At 72.0% G+C, this 18,850-nt stretch carries 9 protein-coding genes and 1 pseudogene; 9 read left to right on the top strand and 1 reads right to left on the bottom strand.

The features are described 5' to 3' along the window. Positions 1-3: 3 nt before the first annotated feature. From EF879_RS21355 to EF879_RS21315, 8 genes and pseudogenes are all read left to right on the top strand, one after another. On the top strand, positions 4-4,917 hold the full coding sequence (locus EF879_RS21355) for a type I polyketide synthase (protein WP_233604660.1): 4,914 nt from the start codon (positions 4-6) through the stop codon (positions 4,915-4,917). Positions 4,918-4,947: 30 nt separating this feature from the next. After that, a complete protein-coding gene (locus tag EF879_RS21350) occupies positions 4,948-5,265 on the top strand; it encodes an acyl carrier protein (RefSeq protein WP_123561411.1) in 318 nt (105 codons plus the stop codon). Beyond that, positions 5,262-6,155: an alpha/beta fold hydrolase gene (locus tag EF879_RS21345; RefSeq protein ID WP_123561409.1), complete on the top strand. Its 894-nt coding sequence runs from the start codon at positions 5,262-5,264 to the stop codon at positions 6,153-6,155. The genes EF879_RS21350 and EF879_RS21345 overlap by 4 nt, the downstream gene beginning before the upstream one ends. Positions 6,156-6,176: 21 nt before the next feature. Continuing rightward, positions 6,177-7,145, top strand: a complete 969-nt coding sequence (locus EF879_RS21340; protein ID WP_123561406.1) for a sulfotransferase domain-containing protein — start codon at positions 6,177-6,179, stop codon at positions 7,143-7,145. A gap of 854 nt (positions 7,146-7,999) precedes the next feature. After that, a complete protein-coding gene (locus EF879_RS21330) occupies positions 8,000-13,447 on the top strand; it encodes a carboxyl transferase domain-containing protein (RefSeq protein WP_123561402.1) in 5,448 nt (1,815 codons plus the stop codon). Positions 13,448-13,622: 175 nt separating this feature from the next. Beyond that, positions 13,623-13,748, top strand: a pseudogene (locus EF879_RS21325) (magnesium transporter CorA); the annotation flags it as partial. A gap of 213 nt (positions 13,749-13,961) precedes the next feature. Beyond that, complete coding sequence (locus EF879_RS21320; protein WP_158624231.1) at positions 13,962-15,290, top strand: hypothetical protein; 1,329 nt, start codon at positions 13,962-13,964, stop codon at positions 15,288-15,290. A 564-nt stretch (positions 15,291-15,854) separates the two neighbouring features. Next, complete coding sequence (locus EF879_RS21315; RefSeq protein ID WP_123561399.1) at positions 15,855-16,793, top strand: WXG100 family type VII secretion target; 939 nt, start codon at positions 15,855-15,857, stop codon at positions 16,791-16,793. Between the two features lie 3 nt (positions 16,794-16,796). Here the strand turns inward: EF879_RS21315 and EF879_RS21310 are convergent, their stop codons facing one another. After that, entirely contained in the window at positions 16,797-17,552 is a 756-nt protein-coding gene (locus EF879_RS21310) for a hypothetical protein (protein WP_123561397.1), read from the bottom strand. Positions 17,553-17,917: 365 nt separating this feature from the next. On the opposite strand from EF879_RS21310, the gene EF879_RS21305 reads away from it, so the two are divergent. Next, positions 17,918-18,838: a glutathione S-transferase C-terminal domain-containing protein gene (locus EF879_RS21305; protein ID WP_123561395.1), complete on the top strand. Its 921-nt coding sequence runs from the start codon at positions 17,918-17,920 to the stop codon at positions 18,836-18,838. The last annotated feature ends 12 nt before the right edge of the window (positions 18,839-18,850 follow it).

Here is an 18,850-nt window from a genome sequence, read left to right as displayed (position 1 = left end):
GCCATGCCCGGCGAGCCGGTAGCGATCGTGGGGATGGCGGTGTTGATGCCCAGGGCGGGCGATCTGGACACCTACTGGCGCAACCTGGTCGAGGGCGTCGACGCGATCACCGAGGTGCCGCCGCACCGGTGGGATCCGGAGTTCTACGACCCGGCGCTGGCGCACCGGCCGGACCGGCTCTACTGCCGCCGAGGAGGCTTCGTCGACGACCTGGCCACCTTCGATCCGCTCCGGTTCGGCATCATGCCCGCCTCCATCGCCGACATCGAGCCAGACCAGCTCATCGCGCTGAATGTGGCGGCCGAGGCGATCGAGGACGCCGGCGGACCGGACCGGCTGCCCGCCGGCGACCGCGTGGGGGTCATCCTCGGCCGGGGCGGCATCCTCAGCCCCGCCCAGGCGCGGTACGCGCAGCGGGTACGGATGTCCAGCCAGGTGATCCAGGTACTCCGCGAGATGATCCCCGACCTGCCGGAGGAGCGGCTGGACGCGGTACGGGCCAAGTTCGACGAGCGGCTCGGCCCGTACCAGCCGGAGGGCACGATCGGCCTGGTGCCGAACCTCGCGGCGTCGCGGGTGGCGAACCGGCTCGACCTGCGGGGCCCGGCGTACACGGTGGACGCCGCCTGTGCGTCCTCGCTGATCGCCGTGGACCAGGCGATCACGGAGCTGACGAGCGGCCGGCTCGACGCGGTCCTCGCCGGCGGCGTACACCACGTGCACGACATCAGCTTCTGGTCCGTCTTCAGCCAACTCGGCGCCCTCTCCCGACGTGGCGAGATCCGGCCCTTCGACAGCGCGGCGGACGGGTTGCTCATCGGTGAGGGGACCGGAATCGTCGTCCTCAAGCGGTTGGCGGACGCGGTGCGCGACGGCGACCGGATCTACGCGGTGATCCGGGGCAGCGGGACGTCCAGCGACGGGCGCGCCGCGAGCATGGTCAACCCGGCCAGCGCCGGCCAGGTGTTGGCCATCCGGCGGGCCTGGGCCGCGGCGGGACTGGACCCGACCGCCCCGGACGCGCTGGGCCTGCTGGAGGCGCACGGCACCGCGACACCGGCCGGCGACGCGGCCGAACTCGCCACCATCGCCGAGGCGTTCGGTCCGTACCGGGGCGGACCACGACCGGTGATCGGTTCGGTGAAGTCGATGATCGGCCACACCATGCCGGCGGCCGGCATCGCCAGCCTGGTCAAGGCGGCCCTGGCCGTGCACCGCGGCGTACTGCTGCCGACGCTGCACTGCGACGCACCGCGGCCGGAGCTGGCGCACACCCGGTTCGCGCCGATCACCGTCGCCCAGCCGTGGGAGAGCGACGGGCCGCGCCGCGCCGGGGTCAACGCGTTCGGGTTCGGCGGGATCAACGCCCACCTGATCCTGGAGGAGGCGCCGGACGCGCTGGCGGCCCGGCGGAGCGGCACGACCCCGACCGGTCCGCTGCCCGGGGCGAGGGCGGCCGCCCAGGACTCGGCGGCGACGGTGGTCGAGCAGCCCGACGAGGTGCTGTGGCTGGCCGCCCCCGACCCGACCGCGCTCGCCCGTCTGCTCGACACCGACGACGACCGCGTCCGCGCCGTCGGCGCCGCCCGGGCCCGGCAGACCGCTCCCGCCCGTCCGCTGGCGGACGAACGCTGCCGGCTCGGCGTCGTTCACCCCGACGCCAAGCACCTCGCCATCGCCCGGCGCGCCGTGGCCAGGGGGCAGCCCTGGCGGGGCGCCCGCGACGTCTGGTTCAGTCCTGCCCCGCTGCTCGCCGACGGGTCCGCCGGCCGACTCGCCTTCGTCTACCCGGGCCTCGAGGCGGAGTTCAGCCCCCGCACGGCGGACATCGCGGCACACTTCGGCCTCCCCGACCGGCGGTGGACCGTCGACGACCTCGGCCGACACGGCGCCGGGGTGATCGAGGTCGGCAAGCTGCTCACCGATGCCCTGCACCGCCTCGGCATCACCCCGCACGCGGTCGCTGGCTACAGCATCGGGGAATGGACCGCCGCGGCCACCACCGGGCAGATCAGCTCGGCCTCGATGGACGAGTTCCTCGCCGTGTTCAACTCGGCGTCGGTCGAGATACCCGATCGGGCGTTCGTCGCCGTCGGCACGTCCGCCGAACAGATCATCCCCCGGCTCGCCCGCTACCCGGGCGTCGTCCTCTCCCACGACAACGCACCCGCGCAGTGCATCGTCAACGGGCCCGAGAGCCAGCTCGACACCCTGGTCGAGGCGCTCCGCGGCGACGGCATCCTCTGCCAGAGGCTGCCGTTCCGCTCGGCCTTCCACACCCCGATGTCCGCCACCGGGTTGGCATCGATCGGCGCGGCCCTGCACCGGTGGGAGGTCCACCCCACCCGGGTACCCGTCTGGTCGACCACCCTCAGGGCACCGTTCCCGACCGATCCGGACCGGGTGCGGGAGATCTTCATCCGGCACATGCTCGAACCGGTCTGGTTCCGGCAGACCGTCCAGGCCATGTACGACGCGGATATCCGCGTGTTCCTGCAGGTCGGCGCCGGGCAACTCGCCTCGGTCATCACCGACAACCTGCGCGGCCGCGATCACCTCGCGATGCCGGTCAACGTCGCGCACCGCAGCGGGCTGAACCAACTGCGTCGGGTCGCCACCGCACTGTGGGTCGAGGGCACCGAGCCGAGACTGCGCGCCCTCGACCCGACGAACACGGATCGGGACCGGGCGACCACGGGCCGGGACCGGACCGGGCCCGCCCCGAAGCGACCCGTCCGCCGGGGTCCGGTTCTGCGGCTCGACCTCGGCGGCCCGCTGGTCCGGCTCGGCGAGGGGGCCGCGGACCTCCTCGGCGTCGTCGTGCGGGCCGACCCGGCAGCGACCCAGCACAGCGCTCCGGCAGCCACCCAGCGGAGCGCTCCGGCAGCCACCCAGCGGAGCGCTCCGGCGGGTACCCGGCAGAGCGCGAACACGAACGAGGGTCGGTCCCGCGTACCGGTGGCTACCGAGCAGAGCGTTCCGGTGGCCACCCAGCGCGCCGCCGAGCCGACGGCCGTGCCGCACGACGCCGAGCCGGCGGTCACCCCGCAGAACGCCCCGCCGCCGGCCGGCCCGGACAGCGCCGAACGGGCCGGGCCCACGGCCGACGCGACGGAGGTGGGCGGTGCGGCCCGCCGGGATGCCGGCGACGGCACCCCGGCCGGGGCGTCCCCGCCCGCCGACGCGCCGCCCGCCGTGGCGACCCCGCCGAGGCCACCGGCGCTCGCCACGCTGCACAGGCTCGCCCGGGAGTCCAGCGCCGCCGCGGAACTCACCTCGCTGCTCCAGGACACACCGGACGGTGCGGTCGCCGACACGGTGAGCGGAGATCCGTCGCGGCTACCGCGGCCACGGACGCACCGCACGGTGTTGCGGGTCTCCCTCGACACGATGCCGTACCTGCGCGACCACTGCTTCTTCGTCCAGCCCGACGACTGGCCCCACCCGGAGGACCGCTGGCCGGTGGTGCCGGCCACCACGCTCGTACACCACATGATCGACGCGGTCGCGCGAACGGTACCGGGGATGCGGGTGGTCGGGGTCCGCGACGCGCGGTTCACCCGGTGGTTGATCGCCGCGCCGCCACAGGACGTCGAGATCACCGTCACGCCGGTCGGACCCGGCCGGCACGCGGTGGTCCTCGGCAACTACGCCCGCGCGACCGTCGAGTTGGCGCCGGACTACCCGGCCGAGCGTCCGGCCGTCTGGCGGCACGACCCCGCCACGGAACGGCCACCGCAGATCAGCGCCGCGGAGATGTACGCCGAACGCCTGATGTTCCACGGTCCCCTGTTCCAGGGCGTGACGGAGGTACACGCGCTCGGTGACATGCACGTACGCGGCGTGGTGACCGCCCCGACCCCGCCCGGCGCGCTGCTCGACAACGCACTACAGCTGATCGGCAACTGGCTCATCACGACACAGCCGGTACGGACCGTGGCGCTGCCGGTGGAGTTGGGACACGTCCGGTTCTTCGGGCCGCCGCCGGCGCCCGGCACGGCGTTCGAGTGCGTCGCACGGGTGCGCTCGATCGACGACCGGCAGCTCGTCGCCGACACCCAGCTGTCCCTCGGCGGCCGGGTGTGGGCGCAGCTCGACGGCTGTGTCGACCGGCGGTTCGACAGCCACCGCGTCGCCCGGCTGGCGGAACGCTTTCCGGAACGTCACCCGATGTCACTGCGTCAGCCGGAGGGCTGGACGATCGCCTTCGACCGCTGGACGGACCTGGTCACCCGCGGCCTGGCCGCGCGCGGCATCCTCGGCACCAGCGGCTACGCCGACTACGAGGAGCAGCCGCCGAGGGTACGCAAGCAGTGGCTGCTCGGCCGGATCGCGGTCAAGGACGCCGTCCGCTTCCAACTGTGGGAGGACGGGCACGCCGACGTCTATCCCATCGAACTCACCGTCACCAACGAGCCGAACGGCCGGCCCCGGGTCCACCCACGACCCGGTCGCGGCTTCCGCGACTGCGACGTCTCCCTCGCGCACACCGCGGAGGTCGGGGTCGCGATCGCCAAGCCCCGGGCGCCCCACACCACACCCGACTCACCCGGTGTCGGCATCGACGTCGTCGAGATCACCGACCACCTCGAGAGCAGTTTCGCGATCCCGCTGTCCGAGTCGGAGCAGCGACTCCTCCAGTCGGTGTCCCTCGGCTCAGACCGGTCGCGGTGGCTCGCCCGCTTCCGGGCCGCCAAGGAGGCCGCCGCCAAGGCGGAGGGCATGGGCCCGTCCGGCGACCCGCGACGGTTCACGGTCGTGGGCGCCACGGCGACCGCGCTGACCGTCAGCGCTGGTGACCGGGTCTACCAGGTCGCCCATCGAGAGGTGTCCAACCCCGAGGACCTGCCCCCACGGCGGTACGTCGTCGGCTGGACCTGGGGACCCGAGCCTGTACGCCGAGCCGGACGCCCGTAGCGGGCATGCGATCACGAGAAGGGACAGCACATGTCTGTGGACCGGGCCAGGGTCCTGGCCGACGTCGTCGAGATGTTGCACGCGATCCTCAACGATGCGGGCGTGGACGGCGAGATCACCATGGCGACCAGGTTCCGTGACGACCTGGAGATGGAGAGCATCGACGTGATCGCCCTCGCCGGCCGCCTGCAGGCCCGGTACGGCGACAAGGTCAACTTCGCCCAGCTCGTCGTCGGCAACGACCTGGAATCGGTCCGGCAGCTGCGGGTCGGCGACCTCGTCGAACACATCGCCGCCGCGCTCGACAGAGCCGAGGCCAGCCCCGGTAAGGCAGGGACGCCGGCATGACCATGGTTCGGGCCAACGGCCTTAACGTCCACGTGGAACAGCTTCCCCCGGCCGCGGCGATGTCGGGGGGCTCCTCCGGGGCGCCCGGCGCCGCCCCGATCGCCGTCCTGGTCCACGGCATGGCCACGGACAGCCTGGCCAGCTGGTATCTCACCCTGGCTCACCCGCTCGCCAACGCCGGCCTCCGCGTCATCATGTACGACCTGCGCGGTCACGGTCACACCGAGCGTCCGCCGGAGGGTTACACGCTGGACGACTTCGTCGACGACCTCGCGGCGTTGCTGTCGGCGCTCGACGTGACCGGGCCGGTTCACCTGCTCGGCAACTCCTTCGGCGGCACGATCGCCTTCGGCTACGCGGTGCGTCACCCCGAGCGGGTCGCCGCCATCGCCGCCGTCGAGTCCTCGCCGCCCACGACCACCTGGCTCGACCAGGTGGCCCGGCAACTCGACCAGGCCGCCGCGTACCTGCCGCGCGAGCACGCGCTGGAGGAGATCAGGGCCGAACGTGGAGAGCTCGCCAGCCGTCGCGCCAAGACGGCCCGTGAGGTCCTCGCCACCACGAGTCTCGTCCGTGACCTGCCCGCCAGCCGGCTACCCGCCGAGGAACGGATCTCCGCGATCAGGTGCCCGGTGCTGGGGATCTACGGCGGCGACTCTCCCATGGCCGCGCTGGCCCCCGACGTCCGGCGGCTGCTCCCGCAGGCACGGATCGTCACCGTGCCCGGCTACCGGCACTACCTCCTGGTCGATGCACCGAACACCGTCCGCGACATCGTCCTGCCCTGGCTGCGCCAGATCCACGGGGGCCACTCCGCCCACGCCGACCCGCCAGGACCCGCCGCCCGCGGCGGTCAGGACCAGGACCCGACGCCCGCCACGACCCACTGACCCGCAGCGGAGGAGTCCTCGATGGAGCCGCAGACCCCTGGCCAAGCGATCATCGTCAGCACCGGTCGGTGCGGGTCGACACTACTGTCCGACCTGATCGCCGAGCAGCCCGACACTCTCTCGATCCAGGAGTTCTTCATGTCGGTCGAGCCCTGGATCGGCGATCGGGGGTTGCTCAGCGGAGCCGCGTACTGGTCACATCTGAGCAGCCCCAAACCGGAACTCGCCACGCTGGTCCGGATCGGCATCGTCCCGGCCGAGGTCGCCTACCCGGCGGACGGCCGATGGGCCGGCCGCCTCACCGACCTGCCCCGAATCCTCGTGGCCACGCTGCCGAAGATCTCCCCCGACCCGGACCGCCTCTTCGACACCCTCGCCGAGCGGGTACCCGAGTTCCCGGCACAACCGTTGCCCCAACACCACCGGATGTTCCTGGACCTGCTCACCTCGCTCACCGGCCGGCGACGCTGGGTCGAGCGTTCCGGCGGTTCCAGCCACGTCGCCCGGTGCCTGCTGACGGACTTTCCCGACGCGAAGATCATTTATCTGACCCGCGACCGGGAGGACACCGCCCGTTCGATGAGCCGCCACCCCTCGTTCCAGCTCCTGCAGCTCAGCGTGGAGTCGCTCGGCCGGTACGGGGTGGACCTGTTCGAGGACGGTGCCGACCAGCGGGTGCCGGAGGAGTTCCGGCGCTTCCTGCCCGGCCGGTTGACGGCCGAGACACTCCGCGAACACGGCCGGGATCTCCGGCGGTACCGGAACCTCTGCGCGTTCCTCACCAGCGAGGCCGAACAGGCCATCGCCGACGCCCGGCCCCGGGAGCTGTTGACGATGACGTACGAGGACCTCGTCGACGACCCGCTGACGCAGCTCGGCCGGCTGGGCCGGTTTCTGGACTTCGACGACTGGGAGCCGTGGGCGCGCCGGGTCGCCGGGGCGGTGGTGGCCCCGCCGCGCCGGCAGGAGCCCGCGGCCCTCGGCGGGTAGCACTCATGCGGCGGCGAGCACCGGGCGCCGCGACCCCGCCGGTCACGCGGCGCCGGCCGTCGACGGTCGCCGGCGCCCCACCCAGCGCGCACCGCGCCTCCGTCCGGGGTCGGCGTCCCGGGCCACCGTCGCCGGTCCGTCGAGCGGCGCCCTGCCGTCCGCCGGCGCGGGCAGCCCGGAGTCGGTGGTCGCGGCGGCCGCCGGCCCCGACCGCGGCCGGTGGCAGTTCGCCGGACCGGTGCCGGCCGGAAAATCCGGCCCGGAAGACCCGACGGCCAACCCGGACATCGGCCCGGGCACCGATCGTGGCCCCGGGCGACCGGGGCGGGGTGCGCCACTCCTCGATAGCGGGTCGTACCCGCGAACGGGTCGCGACGAATTGGTACCCGCCGGCCGGCGTCATCCGGACATACGCAATACCGGAACATCCGATCTGCCCCCGGTCACCGCCCCAGATCGGCGTAAACCGACCGGCCGCGCCACGCACGCGGTGCGGTCGGACGAATCGACGGAATTGACCCCCGCACCACCCACCGGAGGTGAGGTCACCGATATCCGGCGATGGCGTACGCGGCGGCGGGCCAGCGGGTACGGCGTGCACCCCGGTCTGGTGGAGCCGGTCGGGATGAGCGTTAGCGCGCGGGTGGCGGACGGCTGGCGCCGGGTCCGATGGCTGTTCAGGAGGTGAAGTCGGGACGTCTAGAGTTGGCGGGTGTCCACAACTGTGCCCCTCCTCCCGGTGGCGGATCCCACGGTTTCCATACCGGGCGGTAGCGGCGAGGGTTGGTGACGGGGACCCCTGCCCCGAGGGTGTCCCCGTTCTGCTGTGAAGGAACCTTTGGGAGGCTTACTCGGTGTTCAGCCGCATCGCCATCGTCAACCGCGGAGAGGCCGCCATGCGGCTGATCCACGCCGTCCGCGAGCTCAACGCCGAGGCCGGGGCCCCGCCGATCGAGACCGTCGCGCTCTACACCGACGCCGAGCGCACCGCGACCTTCGTCCGCGAGGCCGACCACAGCTACTGCCTCGGGCCGGCGTCGGCCCGGCCGTACCTGAACCACGCCCTCCTCGAACGCGCACTCGTCGAGACCCGTGCCGACGCGGCGTGGATGGGCTGGGGATTCGTCGCCGAGGACCCCGCCTTCGCCGAACTCTGCGAGAAGAACGGCGTCACCTTCATCGGCCCCAGCGCCGAGGCGATGCGCAAGCTCGGTGACAAGATCGGCGCGAAACTCCTCGCCGAGGAGGTCGGCGTCCCCATGGCGCCGTGGAGCCGTGGCGCGGTGGAGAGCCTGAGCGCGGCCAGGCGCGCGGCGGCCGAGATCGGCTACCCGCTGATGCTGAAGGCGACCGCGGGCGGTGGGGGCCGGGGAATCCGGGTCGTCCGCAGCGACGAGGAGCTCGCCGAGGCCTACGAGCGGACGCGGCTGGAGGCCGAACGGGCGTTCGGCAGCGGCGTGGTGTTCCTGGAGCGCCTGGTCACCGGGGCACGGCACGTCGAGGTGCAGGTGATCGCCGACGGCCAGGGCACCGCCTGGGCGCTGGGGGTGCGGGACTGCTCCGTGCAGCGGCGCAACCAGAAGGTCATCGAGGAGTCCGCCTCCCCCGTCCTGACCCCCGAGCAGAGCCGGGAGCTGAAGGCGGCGGCCGAACGACTCGCGCTGGCCGTGGACTACCGCGGCGTGGGCACGGTGGAGTTCCTCTACCACCCCGGCGAGAAGATGTTCGCCTTCCTCGAGGTCAACACCCGGTTGCAGGTCGAGCACCCGATCACCGAGGTCACCACCGACTTCGACCTGGTCAAGGCCCAGATTCACGTGGCCGCCGGCGGCCGGCTCGGCGAGCTGGTCCCGGTCGAGGCCGGCCACGCCGTCGAGGCCCGGCTCAACGCGGAGGACCCCGACCGCGACTTCGCGCCCTCGCCCGGCCGGATCGTCCGGCTGGTGCTGCCGAGCGGTCCCGGCATCCGCGTGGACACCGGGGTCAGCGAGGGCGACGTGATCCCGGCCGACTTCGACTCGATGATCGCGAAGATCATCGCGTACGGCCGGACCCGCGACGAGGCGCTCGGCCGGCTCCGGCGCGCGGTCGCCGAGACCACGGTGATCATCGAGGGCGGCGCCACCAACAAGAGCTTCCTGCTCGACCTGCTCGACCAGCCCGAGGTGATCGACGCCAGCGCGGACACCGGCTGGATCGACCGGGTCCGCGCCGAGGGCCGCCTGGTCTCCACCCGGCACTCCGGCGTCGCGCTGGCCGCTGCGGCGATCGAGGCGTACGAGGACCAGACGCTCGTCGAGCGGCAACGGCTGCTCTCCACCGCGCACGGCGGCCGTCCGCAGGTGCAGCACGTCAGCGGCCGGCCGATCGACCTCAAGCTCCGCGGTGCGAGCTACCGGGTGACCGTCGCGCAGACCGGGCCCCGCCGGTTCCGGGTCTGCGTCGGGGACTCCGCCGTCGACGCGGAGCTGGAGCGGTTCGACGAGCACACCGGACGGATCACGGTCAACGGCCGGCCCTTCCGACTCGTCACCGACACGCACGGCCCCATCCACCTGGTCGAGGTGGACGGCGTCACCCACCGCGTCAGCCGGGACGAGGGAGGGGTGCTGCGCTCCCCCGCGCCCGCGCTGGTCGTCGCGACCCCGGTCGGGGTGGGCGAGGAGGTCGAGGCGGGCGCGCCGGTGCTCGTTCTGGAGAGTATGAAGATGGAGACCGTCCTGCGCGCGCCGTTCCGGGCGACGCTGCGGGAGTGTCTGGTCTCGGTCGGTAGCCAGGTGGAAACCGGTGCGCCCCTGCTGCGACTGGAGCCGACCGGCGACGGTGAAGCGGGCGAGTCCGCCCAGGCCGAGGGCGTCGACCTGGAACTGCCGCCCGCGCCGACCGGCCTCTCCGCCGAGGCCCGGGTCGCCCGCGGCATCGCCGAACTGCGCAGTCTGCTGCTCGGCTACGACCTCGACCCCCGCGACGAGCGCCGGGCGTTGTCGGACTACCTGGCCGCGCGGGCCGAGCTGCGCTATCCCCCGCTCGAGGAAGAGGTCGAGCTGCTCCAGATCTTCGCCGATCTGTCCGAACTCAGCCGTAACCGGCCCGTCGGCGAGGAGACCAAGCCCGACAACCCGGTGCACAGCCCGCGCGAGTACTTCCACACCTACCTGCGCAGTCTCGACGTCGAGCGGGCCGCGCTGCCGGAGACCTTCCGCACCCGGCTCGCCCGGGTACTCGCCCACTATGGCGTCGACGACTTCGCGCGGACGCCCGCACTGGAGGAGGCCGTGTTCCGGATCTTCCTCGCGCAGCAGCGGGCGTCGGCCGACGTCTCGGTGATCGTCGCGTTCCTCCAGCGGTGGCTGACCGAGCCGCTGCCCGGCGCGGAGCTGCGTGAGCTGGTCGGCCAGGCGCTGGAGCATCTGATCTCCGCCACCCAGCGCCGGTTCCCGGTGGTCGGCGACCTGGCGCGCAGCATCGTGTTCCGTTGGGCCGCCCAGCCGATGCTGCGCCGCAAGCGGGCCGAGGTCTACGCGGCCGTCCGCAGCCACCTCCGTTACCTCGACGAGAACCCGAACGCGGCCGACCGCGCCGAGCGGATCGCCACCATGGTCGCCTCCCCCGAGCCACTGGTCCGGCTGCTCGGGCAGCGCATCGGCCGGCCGGGTGCCGACCACGGCCCGATGCTCGAGGTCCTCAGCCGCCGCTACTACGGCAACCGCGGCGCGAGTGACGCGCGATGCGTCACCGTGGCGGGGCAGCCGTTCTTCACGGCGGAGTACGACCGCAACGGCGAACGCTTCCGGCTGATCGCCGCCGCCACGGACTTCGCCGAGCTCCCCGCGACCCTGGAGCGGGTCGCCGAACTGTCCAACCCCGAGTCCATCGCCGACGTCTACCTGGCCTGGAGCGACCAGCCCGACGCGGACGCGATGGCCGCGACCCTGCGGGAGATCCTCGACCGCGCCGGGCTGCTGGACGTGCTCCGGCGGGTGACGGTGTCGGTGGCCGGCCCCAACGGCACACCGATGCACCACCACTTCACGTTCCGGCCCGGTCTGGGCGAGGACCGGGTCATCCGCGGGCTTCACCCGCTGATCGCCGAGCGCCTGCAGCTGCCCCGGCTGCGGAACTTCGACCTGACCCGGCTGCCCTCCGCCGACGAGGAGGTCTACCTCTTCCACTGCGTCGCCCCGGACAACCCCGCCGACGAGCGGCTGGTCGCGATGGCCCAGGTCCGCGACCTGACCCCGCTACGCGACGCCGACGGCCGGATCCTCGCGCTGCCGGCGGTCGAGGGGGCGCTGGACGCGTGTCTCGACGCGATTCGCAAGGTGCAGGCGCAGCGGCCCGCGAAGAAGCGGCTCGACACCAACCGGATCACCATCTACGTCTGGCCGCCGAACGAGCTGACCATCGACGAGCTGAACGCCGTCGCTCAGCGTGTCCTGCCGATCACGGCCGACGCGGGCCTGGAGGAGGTCCTCTTCCTCGGCCGCCAGCGCGACGACACGACCGGCAAACTGACCGACATCGCGGTCCAGATCAGCTACGACGCGGGCATGCGGGTGTCGGTCACCGCGCCGACCGCCGAGCCGATCCAGCCGCTCGACGACTACCGGCAGAAGGTGCTCTCCGCGCGGCGGCGCGGTACGACGTACCCGTACGAGCTGACCGAGATGCTGGCCGGCCAGCGCGGCACCTTCACCGAGTACGACCTGGACGACACCGGGGCGCTGGTCCCGGTCGAGCGCCCGAAGGGACAGAACCGCGCGGGCATCGTCGCCGGAGTGGTGAGTACCCCGACCGAACGGTATCCCGAGGGCGTGACGCGGGTGGTGCTGCTCGGCGACCCGACCAGGTCGCTGGGTGCGCTGGCCGAGCCGGAGTGCGCGCGGGTGATCGCCGCGCTCGACCTGGCCGAGCGGATGCGCGTACCGGTCGACTGGTTCGCGCTGTCGGCCGGCGCGCGGATCTCGATGACCTCGGGCACCGAGAACATGGACTGGGTGGCCGCCGCGCTCAGGCGGATCGTGGAGTTCACCCAGCGCGGCGGCGAGATCAACGTCGTGGTCGCCGGGATCAACGTGGGCGCCCAGCCGTACTGGAACGCCGAGGCCACGATGCTGATGCACACCAGGGGCATCCTGGTGATGACCCCGGACTCGGCGATGGTGCTGACCGGTAAGCAGTCGCTGGACTTCTCCGGCGGGGTGTCGGCCGAGGACAACTTCGGTATCGGCGGCTACGACCGGGTGATGGGCCCCAACGGCCAGGCCCAGTACTGGGCGCCGGACCTGCGGGCCGCGCACGACCTGCTGATGGCGCACCACGACCACACCTACGTCGTGCCCGGCGAGGCGCGGCCACGCCGGGCGGTCACGTCCGACCCGGTCGACCGCGACATCTCGCACTACCCGCACGCCGTCCCCGACAGCGAGTTCACCACCGTTGGCGAGATCTTCTCCCGGGAGCGCAACCCCGATCGCAAGAAGCCGTTCGACATGCGCACCCTGATGCGGGCACTGTCCGACCAGGATCACGCGGTCCTGGAACGCTGGGCGGGCATGGCCGACGCCGAGACCGCGATCGTGCAGGATGTGCGGCTCGGCGGCATCCCGGTCTGCCTGATCGGCATCGAGTCCCGGTCGGTGCCGCGGCGGGGGTTCCCGCCCACCGACGGTCCCGACACCTACACGGCGGGCACCCTGTTCCCGCGCTCGTCCAAGAAGGTCGCGCGGGCGATCAACGCGGCCAGTGGGAACCGGCCGTTGGTCGTGCTGGCGAACCTGTCCGGGTTCGACGGCTCGCCCGAGTCGATGCGGCAGTTGCAGTTGGAGTACGGCGCGGAGATCGGCCGGGCGATCGTGAACTTCCAGGGACCGATCGTCTTCTGCGTGGTCTCGCGGTACCACGGCGGCGCGTTCGTGGTCTTCTCCAAGACGCTCAACCCGAACATGACCGTGCTCGCGGTGGAGGGCTCGTTCGCGTCCGTCATCGGTGGCGCGCCTGCGGCGGCCGTGGTCTTCTCCGGTGAGGTCAACGCGCGCACGGCCCGGGACCCGCGGGTGACCGACCTGGAGGCGCGCATCGCCGCGGCGACCGGTGGGGAACGGGCGGCGCTGGTCACCCAGCTCCGGGACGTCCGGGCCGCGGTCCGGGCCGAGAAGCTGGCCGAGGTGGCCGCCGAGTTCGACGCGGTGCACACCATCCAGCGCGCCGTGAAGGTCGGCTCCGTGGACGCCATCATCCGGCCCGAGGAGTTGCGTCCGCAGATCATCGCCGCCGTCGAACGCGGGCTGGCGAACGCGTAACGCCGAGACAGGCGCCGGACCGCCGTCGGCCCGCCCGGTCGTGTCCCGGGTGGGCCGACGGTGCCGTGGCCGGGAAAGCCGGCCAGCCGGCTCGGGCGGCCGGGGCGGGGCCGCGCGGATCCGTGACCACCGTGGCCGAGCAACGTTGCGGTGCGACCTCAACGGGAAACCGGCACGCGCGGTGGAGCGGGTGACGGCGTACGACGACCTCCTCGCCTCGATCCTGCAGGCCCGGCTGACCCAGGTGACCGTGGACCAGAACAACGACATGCGCAAGATCGCGGCATGGGCGGCGCGGGCGACGACGGGCGTCACGCGCCGGTCGCCCGGGGGTGTGGGAGCTGATGACCCCGGGAAACCCGACTGAGCCCGGCAGCGCCGTCGGATCCCCGTCAGTTGTCACGTCGAATCCCCGTCCGTCGTCAACCTGACTCTCGGCCCGCAATCCGCAGCTGCGGTGCTCTGATGCTCGCACCGTCCCGATTCGGCGGGGCGCCGCACAACGGAGGTTCGCGTGCGTTCGAGAGTCGTCCAACGTGTCATGGCGACCGCGGTTGCCCTGGTCGGCACCCTGGCCGGCGCCGTCGTCACCGGGGCAACGCCGGCGTCGGCCAGCCCGATCCGGAACACCACGCCCTGGTCCATTTTGCTGTGCCGGTTCGCCGACCGGCCGGCCACCCCGCAACCGCCGTCGTTCTTCGCCAACTTCCTCACCCCGGCGGGTGCCGGCACCGGCGGGGTGGCGGACTACTTCACCGACCAGTCGGGTGGACGGGTTTCCCTCGCCGGTTCCACGATCCGGGGCTGGTACACGATGTCCTGGACGCTGGCCGAGTTCCAGAGCATCGACCGGTGGACCCGGATCCAGCGGTGCGTCGACACCGCCGCCGCCAACGGCTACACCGTACCGGCCGGCCACCGCATCGCGGTGATGCTCAACGACTGGGTCGACTCGGGCGCCGCCGGCGGGCGTGTTCTGCTCGACCCCGGCGCGTGGAACGTCGGCTTCGCCGCCCACGAGATGCTGCATGGAATCGGCCTGGGCCACTCGTTCTCCAACGACACCACGTACCAGAACGCGCCCTGGTCCCAGCCCGGCGAGTACGACGACCCGTGGGACGAGATGAGCGCGATGCACATCTACGCCTTCACCACGGCGAACTACGGCACCAGCGCCGTCGGGCTCAACGGCTACCACCGGGACGAACTCGGCTGGCTGCCGAAGAACCGGGTCTTCACGATGGGGGCAGACGGAATCGGGTCGCGGACCATCTCACTGGCCGCGCTGGAGACCCCGGCGGCGACGGGACCGCAGCTCGTCCGGATCCCGTTCAATCCCGGCGATCTGTTCAACTACTACACCGTCGAGTACCGCCGCAAGACCGGGTGGAGCGCCGGCATCCCGGCGGACACCGTGCTGCTGCACGAGGTCCGCGACGGCACTCCCTACCTGATCCGCACCGGGCCGGGCGGCGGGCCCGCACAGTCGCTGAACGCCAACGGCGTCCAGATCAGCGTGAACGGTCTCGCCGGCAACAACGCGAGCGTCACGATCACCACCGACATCGTCAACCGTTGCCTCCTCGGCTACGTCTGGCGCGACGCCGACCAGTCCGACTACGTCTGTGTGACACCCGCGACCCGCAGCCAGGTCGCCGCCGACAACGCCGCCGCCGCGTCCCGCTGGACCAACGGCCCATACGGCCCACACACCTGCATCTCCGGCTACGTCTGGCGCGAGGCGTTCCTCGGCGACGACGTCTGCGTCACCCCCGCCCAACGTGCCCAGGCCGCCGCCGACAACGCCGCCGGGCCGGGTCGGGTGCTCCGCCCCGCCGGCTGAGTGTGCTCGGCGCCCCGTGGATCCCGCCGCACCCGGCGGGATCCACGGGTCCGGGGCGCATGGCTCTGCGCCCCGAGATCCGCCTGACGCGGCGTGGCGATCCACGGGCATTGTCGAGTCGCTCGATATGCGTCGCCACGAGAAAGGCCCACGGCCCCGGCTCGCCGAAATCGGCCTGTCGCGGGTGTGGTCGAGCTGGCAGAAATGCGAATGAGGCATCATTCCATCCGCGCGCACAGATTCCGCCCACGCACAACGGCGGTCCGACCACATGGACGGAAATGGCCATGCCGTCTATCATTCGGGCCTGCCTTACGATGACCGGCCGCCGCGGCCATCTCACCACCCTGGATACGGGTCGACTGTCGATCCGGCGTATGGTCCCGGATTGGCTCGGCAACCGTCGATGCCGCGCGGTCCGGGAGAAGTGACACGCTCGACCGCCAGTGGCGGGCCTGGCATGGCCGCCACATCCCGTGGCGCCTGCCGCCGCTTGGCGTCCCACCCCCGGTGTCCCGCCAGGGTGGGACACCGAGCGGTCGGCGCAGGAGGGAGGAGACCGCGATGGGTGAGACCACGACCGACCTTTGGCATCTGCAGGCCAACCCGGCCGCCCTCGACAGTCTCGAAGGACTGTGGAAGTCCCAGGCCAGGCAGCTCAGCTCCGCAGCGGACATCGTCGGCCGTGCCGCCAGCCGGGTGCTCGGCGGAGAGGCGTGGACCGGTGACACCGCCGAGCGTTACGACAGCCACCGCCGGAAGCTCGTCGCCGACCTGGACGCCTGCGCGGAACTGGCCAACACCGTCGCACGGGCGCTGGGAGCCTGCGCGGACACACTGCGTTACAACCAGAACCTGCTGGACACCGAACGGCGGAAGCTCGCCCACGTGCGCTGTAGCGACGCCGGGGGCGTGCTGACCTTCTATCCGGCCGACGCCGAGCAGACCGCACTGGTCAAGGAGGCGATCGCGACGGCCCAGGCCATCCGGTCCCGGGTGGACCAGCAGCTGAACGCCCAGGCAGACGTCTTCAACTCGGCGATCGGGCAGCTACAGGGCTGGCAGGGCAGGTGGTCGGCGCGGACCCTGCGGATGCTCAACTACAACATCCAGCAGGGCGGTGGGGGTAACAACTGGCGCGATCGCAAACCCGGCCACGACCACGGCGACTTCGACGAGCTCGCCCAGCGGATCATCGATGGTGGCGTCGACATCGCGACGCTTCAGGAGGTCTTCAGGGGCGGTGCCGAGGAGTTGGAGCGAGAGCTGAACAAGCGGGCCGCGCCCGGCGAGCGGTGGGAGGTCTACTTCGGCAAGGCCAGCGAGAAGCACTACGCCAGCAACGGCGGCATTCCGATCCTTCCCGGTCTGAACGAGGACTTCGGCAACGCCGTCGTCGTCCGGACCGGCAAGGGTGTCCGCACCGGTGCACCCAGCGTCCACGACCTCGGGAAGGGTGATGAAAGCCGCTCCACCACCCAGGTCCCGATCTTCGTCGACTGAGGGTCACCAGCCCGGCAGGGTGACGTCGACCACCTGCCCGTCGTGGTCGGACTGGCCGCGATCCCAGCGGGTGGCAGCGGACGCGCCCAGGCCGCGCGGCATCAGGTGGTCGATCCTGCGGTGGCTGGCGGAGGTGCCGCCACGTCCGTCGTGGATGTCGCCCTGGTTGACGTCGAAGCCCTGCGTTCCGTACCGCTGGATGGCCTGCGCCGACTGGCTGCCGTCGGTGGAGACGCTGTTGAAGTCACCGGCGACGACGGTGCCCGCGCCCAGGGGTGAGTTGCGCGTCAGTCCCAGCAGCCGGTCGATCTGCCCGGCCCGCCGGGCATCGCCGCCGTCGCCGTGGCCGGTGTCGAGGTGTGCGCTGAACACGTCGAGGCGGTTCCGGTTGGCCTGCAACATCCGGTCGGCCGCCTCCGCGTCGACCTGCCGAAACAACGCCACGACGAGTTCGAGCCGCTCGGCGTCGGAGTCGAGGGTGTTGCCGAACGCGGTCATGACATTACGCATGGCGCTCTCCGCCTGCTGGTAGGCGCTCATGCACGCCAACGCGGCGCCCGTGTTGCCGAAGGCGTTCACCGTCGGAACGGGCGAGGAGTACGGAACTCCGTTGTAGAAGCCCACCTTGCTTCCGCCGGCCCACCCCGTCGACGGGGCGCCCGCCCACGCCGAGCCGCCCTTGGTGACCTCGGCCGCGGCTCGGTGCACCTCCCTGGTGAGGGTCTCGACCTCACCGAACTCGAACGTGATCTTACTCATGTCTCCGAATCCTCGTCATCGATGGCACACGACGATTCCGCGTACGCCGTCGTCGGTACCGGTGCCAGGGCGGTCTATCACGCGGCCGCACACATCTCGCACACGCCGACGATCGTCGATCGATGTCGTTCCGGGTTCTTCGGATCGCGCCGACGCCGCCGCGCCGCACCGTGTCGCCGGAACTCGCCTCCGAGGGCGACCACGCCCCGCCGGCGAGGAGGTCGCGGATCGCGGGTCGGTCTACCGCGCCGTCCCGGGTCAGACCTTCCCGTGGAACAGCGACCGCCGGTCAACTGTAGACATAACCCATCAACAAACTATGATTTACGGCGGGTAGCAACGTCCGGTTTCACGGGGGTGGGGCGATGCCACGGTATTCCCGGTTCAGTCGGTTCGCCAGCCCGGCCAACACCAGCCGCTACGGTGAGTACCGCGTACCCTGTGACGCCGACGATCCCCATCCGCTCTTCCGGTTCACCGGACGCATCACCGACGACGGTCGCAGCGGCTTCACCCCCCGGGTCGGCCGGTACCACCTGTACGCGGGATGGCCCTGCCCGTGGTCGCAGAGGGTGGCCATCACCCGGATCCTGGCCGGCCTGACCGACGTCGTGACCTTGTCCTATGTCGACAACGAGCGCGACGGGCGGGGCTGGGCCTTCCGGCAGCGGTACGGTCCGGACCCGGTCAACGGCTTCACCCTGCTTCGGGAGGTGTACGAGGCCACCGAGGAGGGGTTCGACGGACACGTCTCGGTGCCGGTCCTGTGGGATCGGGCGACCGCGTCCGTGGTCAGCAACGACGTCCGGACCATCGAGATCGACTTCGCCACCCGGTTCCGGCACCTCGCCGATCCGGTGGTGGACGTCTACCCCGAACGGCATCGCGCCGAGATCGACGAGATCGACGCCTGGCTCGGCCCCGCCGTCAACGACGGGGTGTACGCCGCCACCCGCCCCGGGTCGGCGGGAGCGCACGCCCGGGACCGGTTGCTCGCCGCCTTCGCCGAGTTGGACCGGCGCCTCGCCGCCCGGCGTTACCTCGTCGGATCCACCCTGACCGAGGCCGACATCCGGCTCTGGGTGACCCTGGTTCGCTACGACGTCGGACCGAACGCCCACCGGACCCTCAACCCGGGCCTACACACGTTTCCGAACCTGTGGTCGTACGCCCGCGACCTCTACACCGTGCCCGCGTTCCGGGAGACCACCGACTTCGCGACGTTCACCGTCCCCGGGGCTACGCGTCCGGACTGGCTGGCACCGGCCACGAGACCGCCGGCCTGAACACCCGTCGGA

The sequence above is a fragment of the Micromonospora sp. HM5-17 genome, from assembly GCF_003762835.1.
Taxonomy (GTDB): domain Bacteria; phylum Actinomycetota; class Actinomycetes; order Mycobacteriales; family Micromonosporaceae; genus Plantactinospora.
Note: the sequence above shows the minus strand (reverse complement) of the source record. Positions and strands in the feature narration are given on the sequence as shown.

What these genes read in the sequence shown, in the direction of transcription:
- EF879_RS21355 (WP_233604660.1), top strand. Translation starts at nt 4, where the DNA reads ATGCCCGGCGAGCCGGTAGCGATCGTGGGGATGGCGGTGTTGATGCCC.
- EF879_RS21350 (WP_123561411.1), top strand. Translation starts at nt 4,948, where the DNA reads ATGTCTGTGGACCGGGCCAGGGTCCTGGCCGACGTCGTCGAGATGTTG.
- EF879_RS21345 (WP_123561409.1), top strand. Translation starts at nt 5,262, where the DNA reads ATGACCATGGTTCGGGCCAACGGCCTTAACGTCCACGTGGAACAGCTT.
- EF879_RS21340 (WP_123561406.1), top strand. Translation starts at nt 6,177, where the DNA reads ATGGAGCCGCAGACCCCTGGCCAAGCGATCATCGTCAGCACCGGTCGG.
- EF879_RS21315 (WP_123561399.1), top strand. Translation starts at nt 15,855, where the DNA reads ATGGGTGAGACCACGACCGACCTTTGGCATCTGCAGGCCAACCCGGCC.
- EF879_RS21310 (WP_123561397.1), bottom strand. Translation starts at nt 17,552, where the DNA reads ATGAGTAAGATCACGTTCGAGTTCGGTGAGGTCGAGACCCTCACCAGG.
- EF879_RS21305 (WP_123561395.1), top strand. Translation starts at nt 17,918, where the DNA reads ATGCCACGGTATTCCCGGTTCAGTCGGTTCGCCAGCCCGGCCAACACC.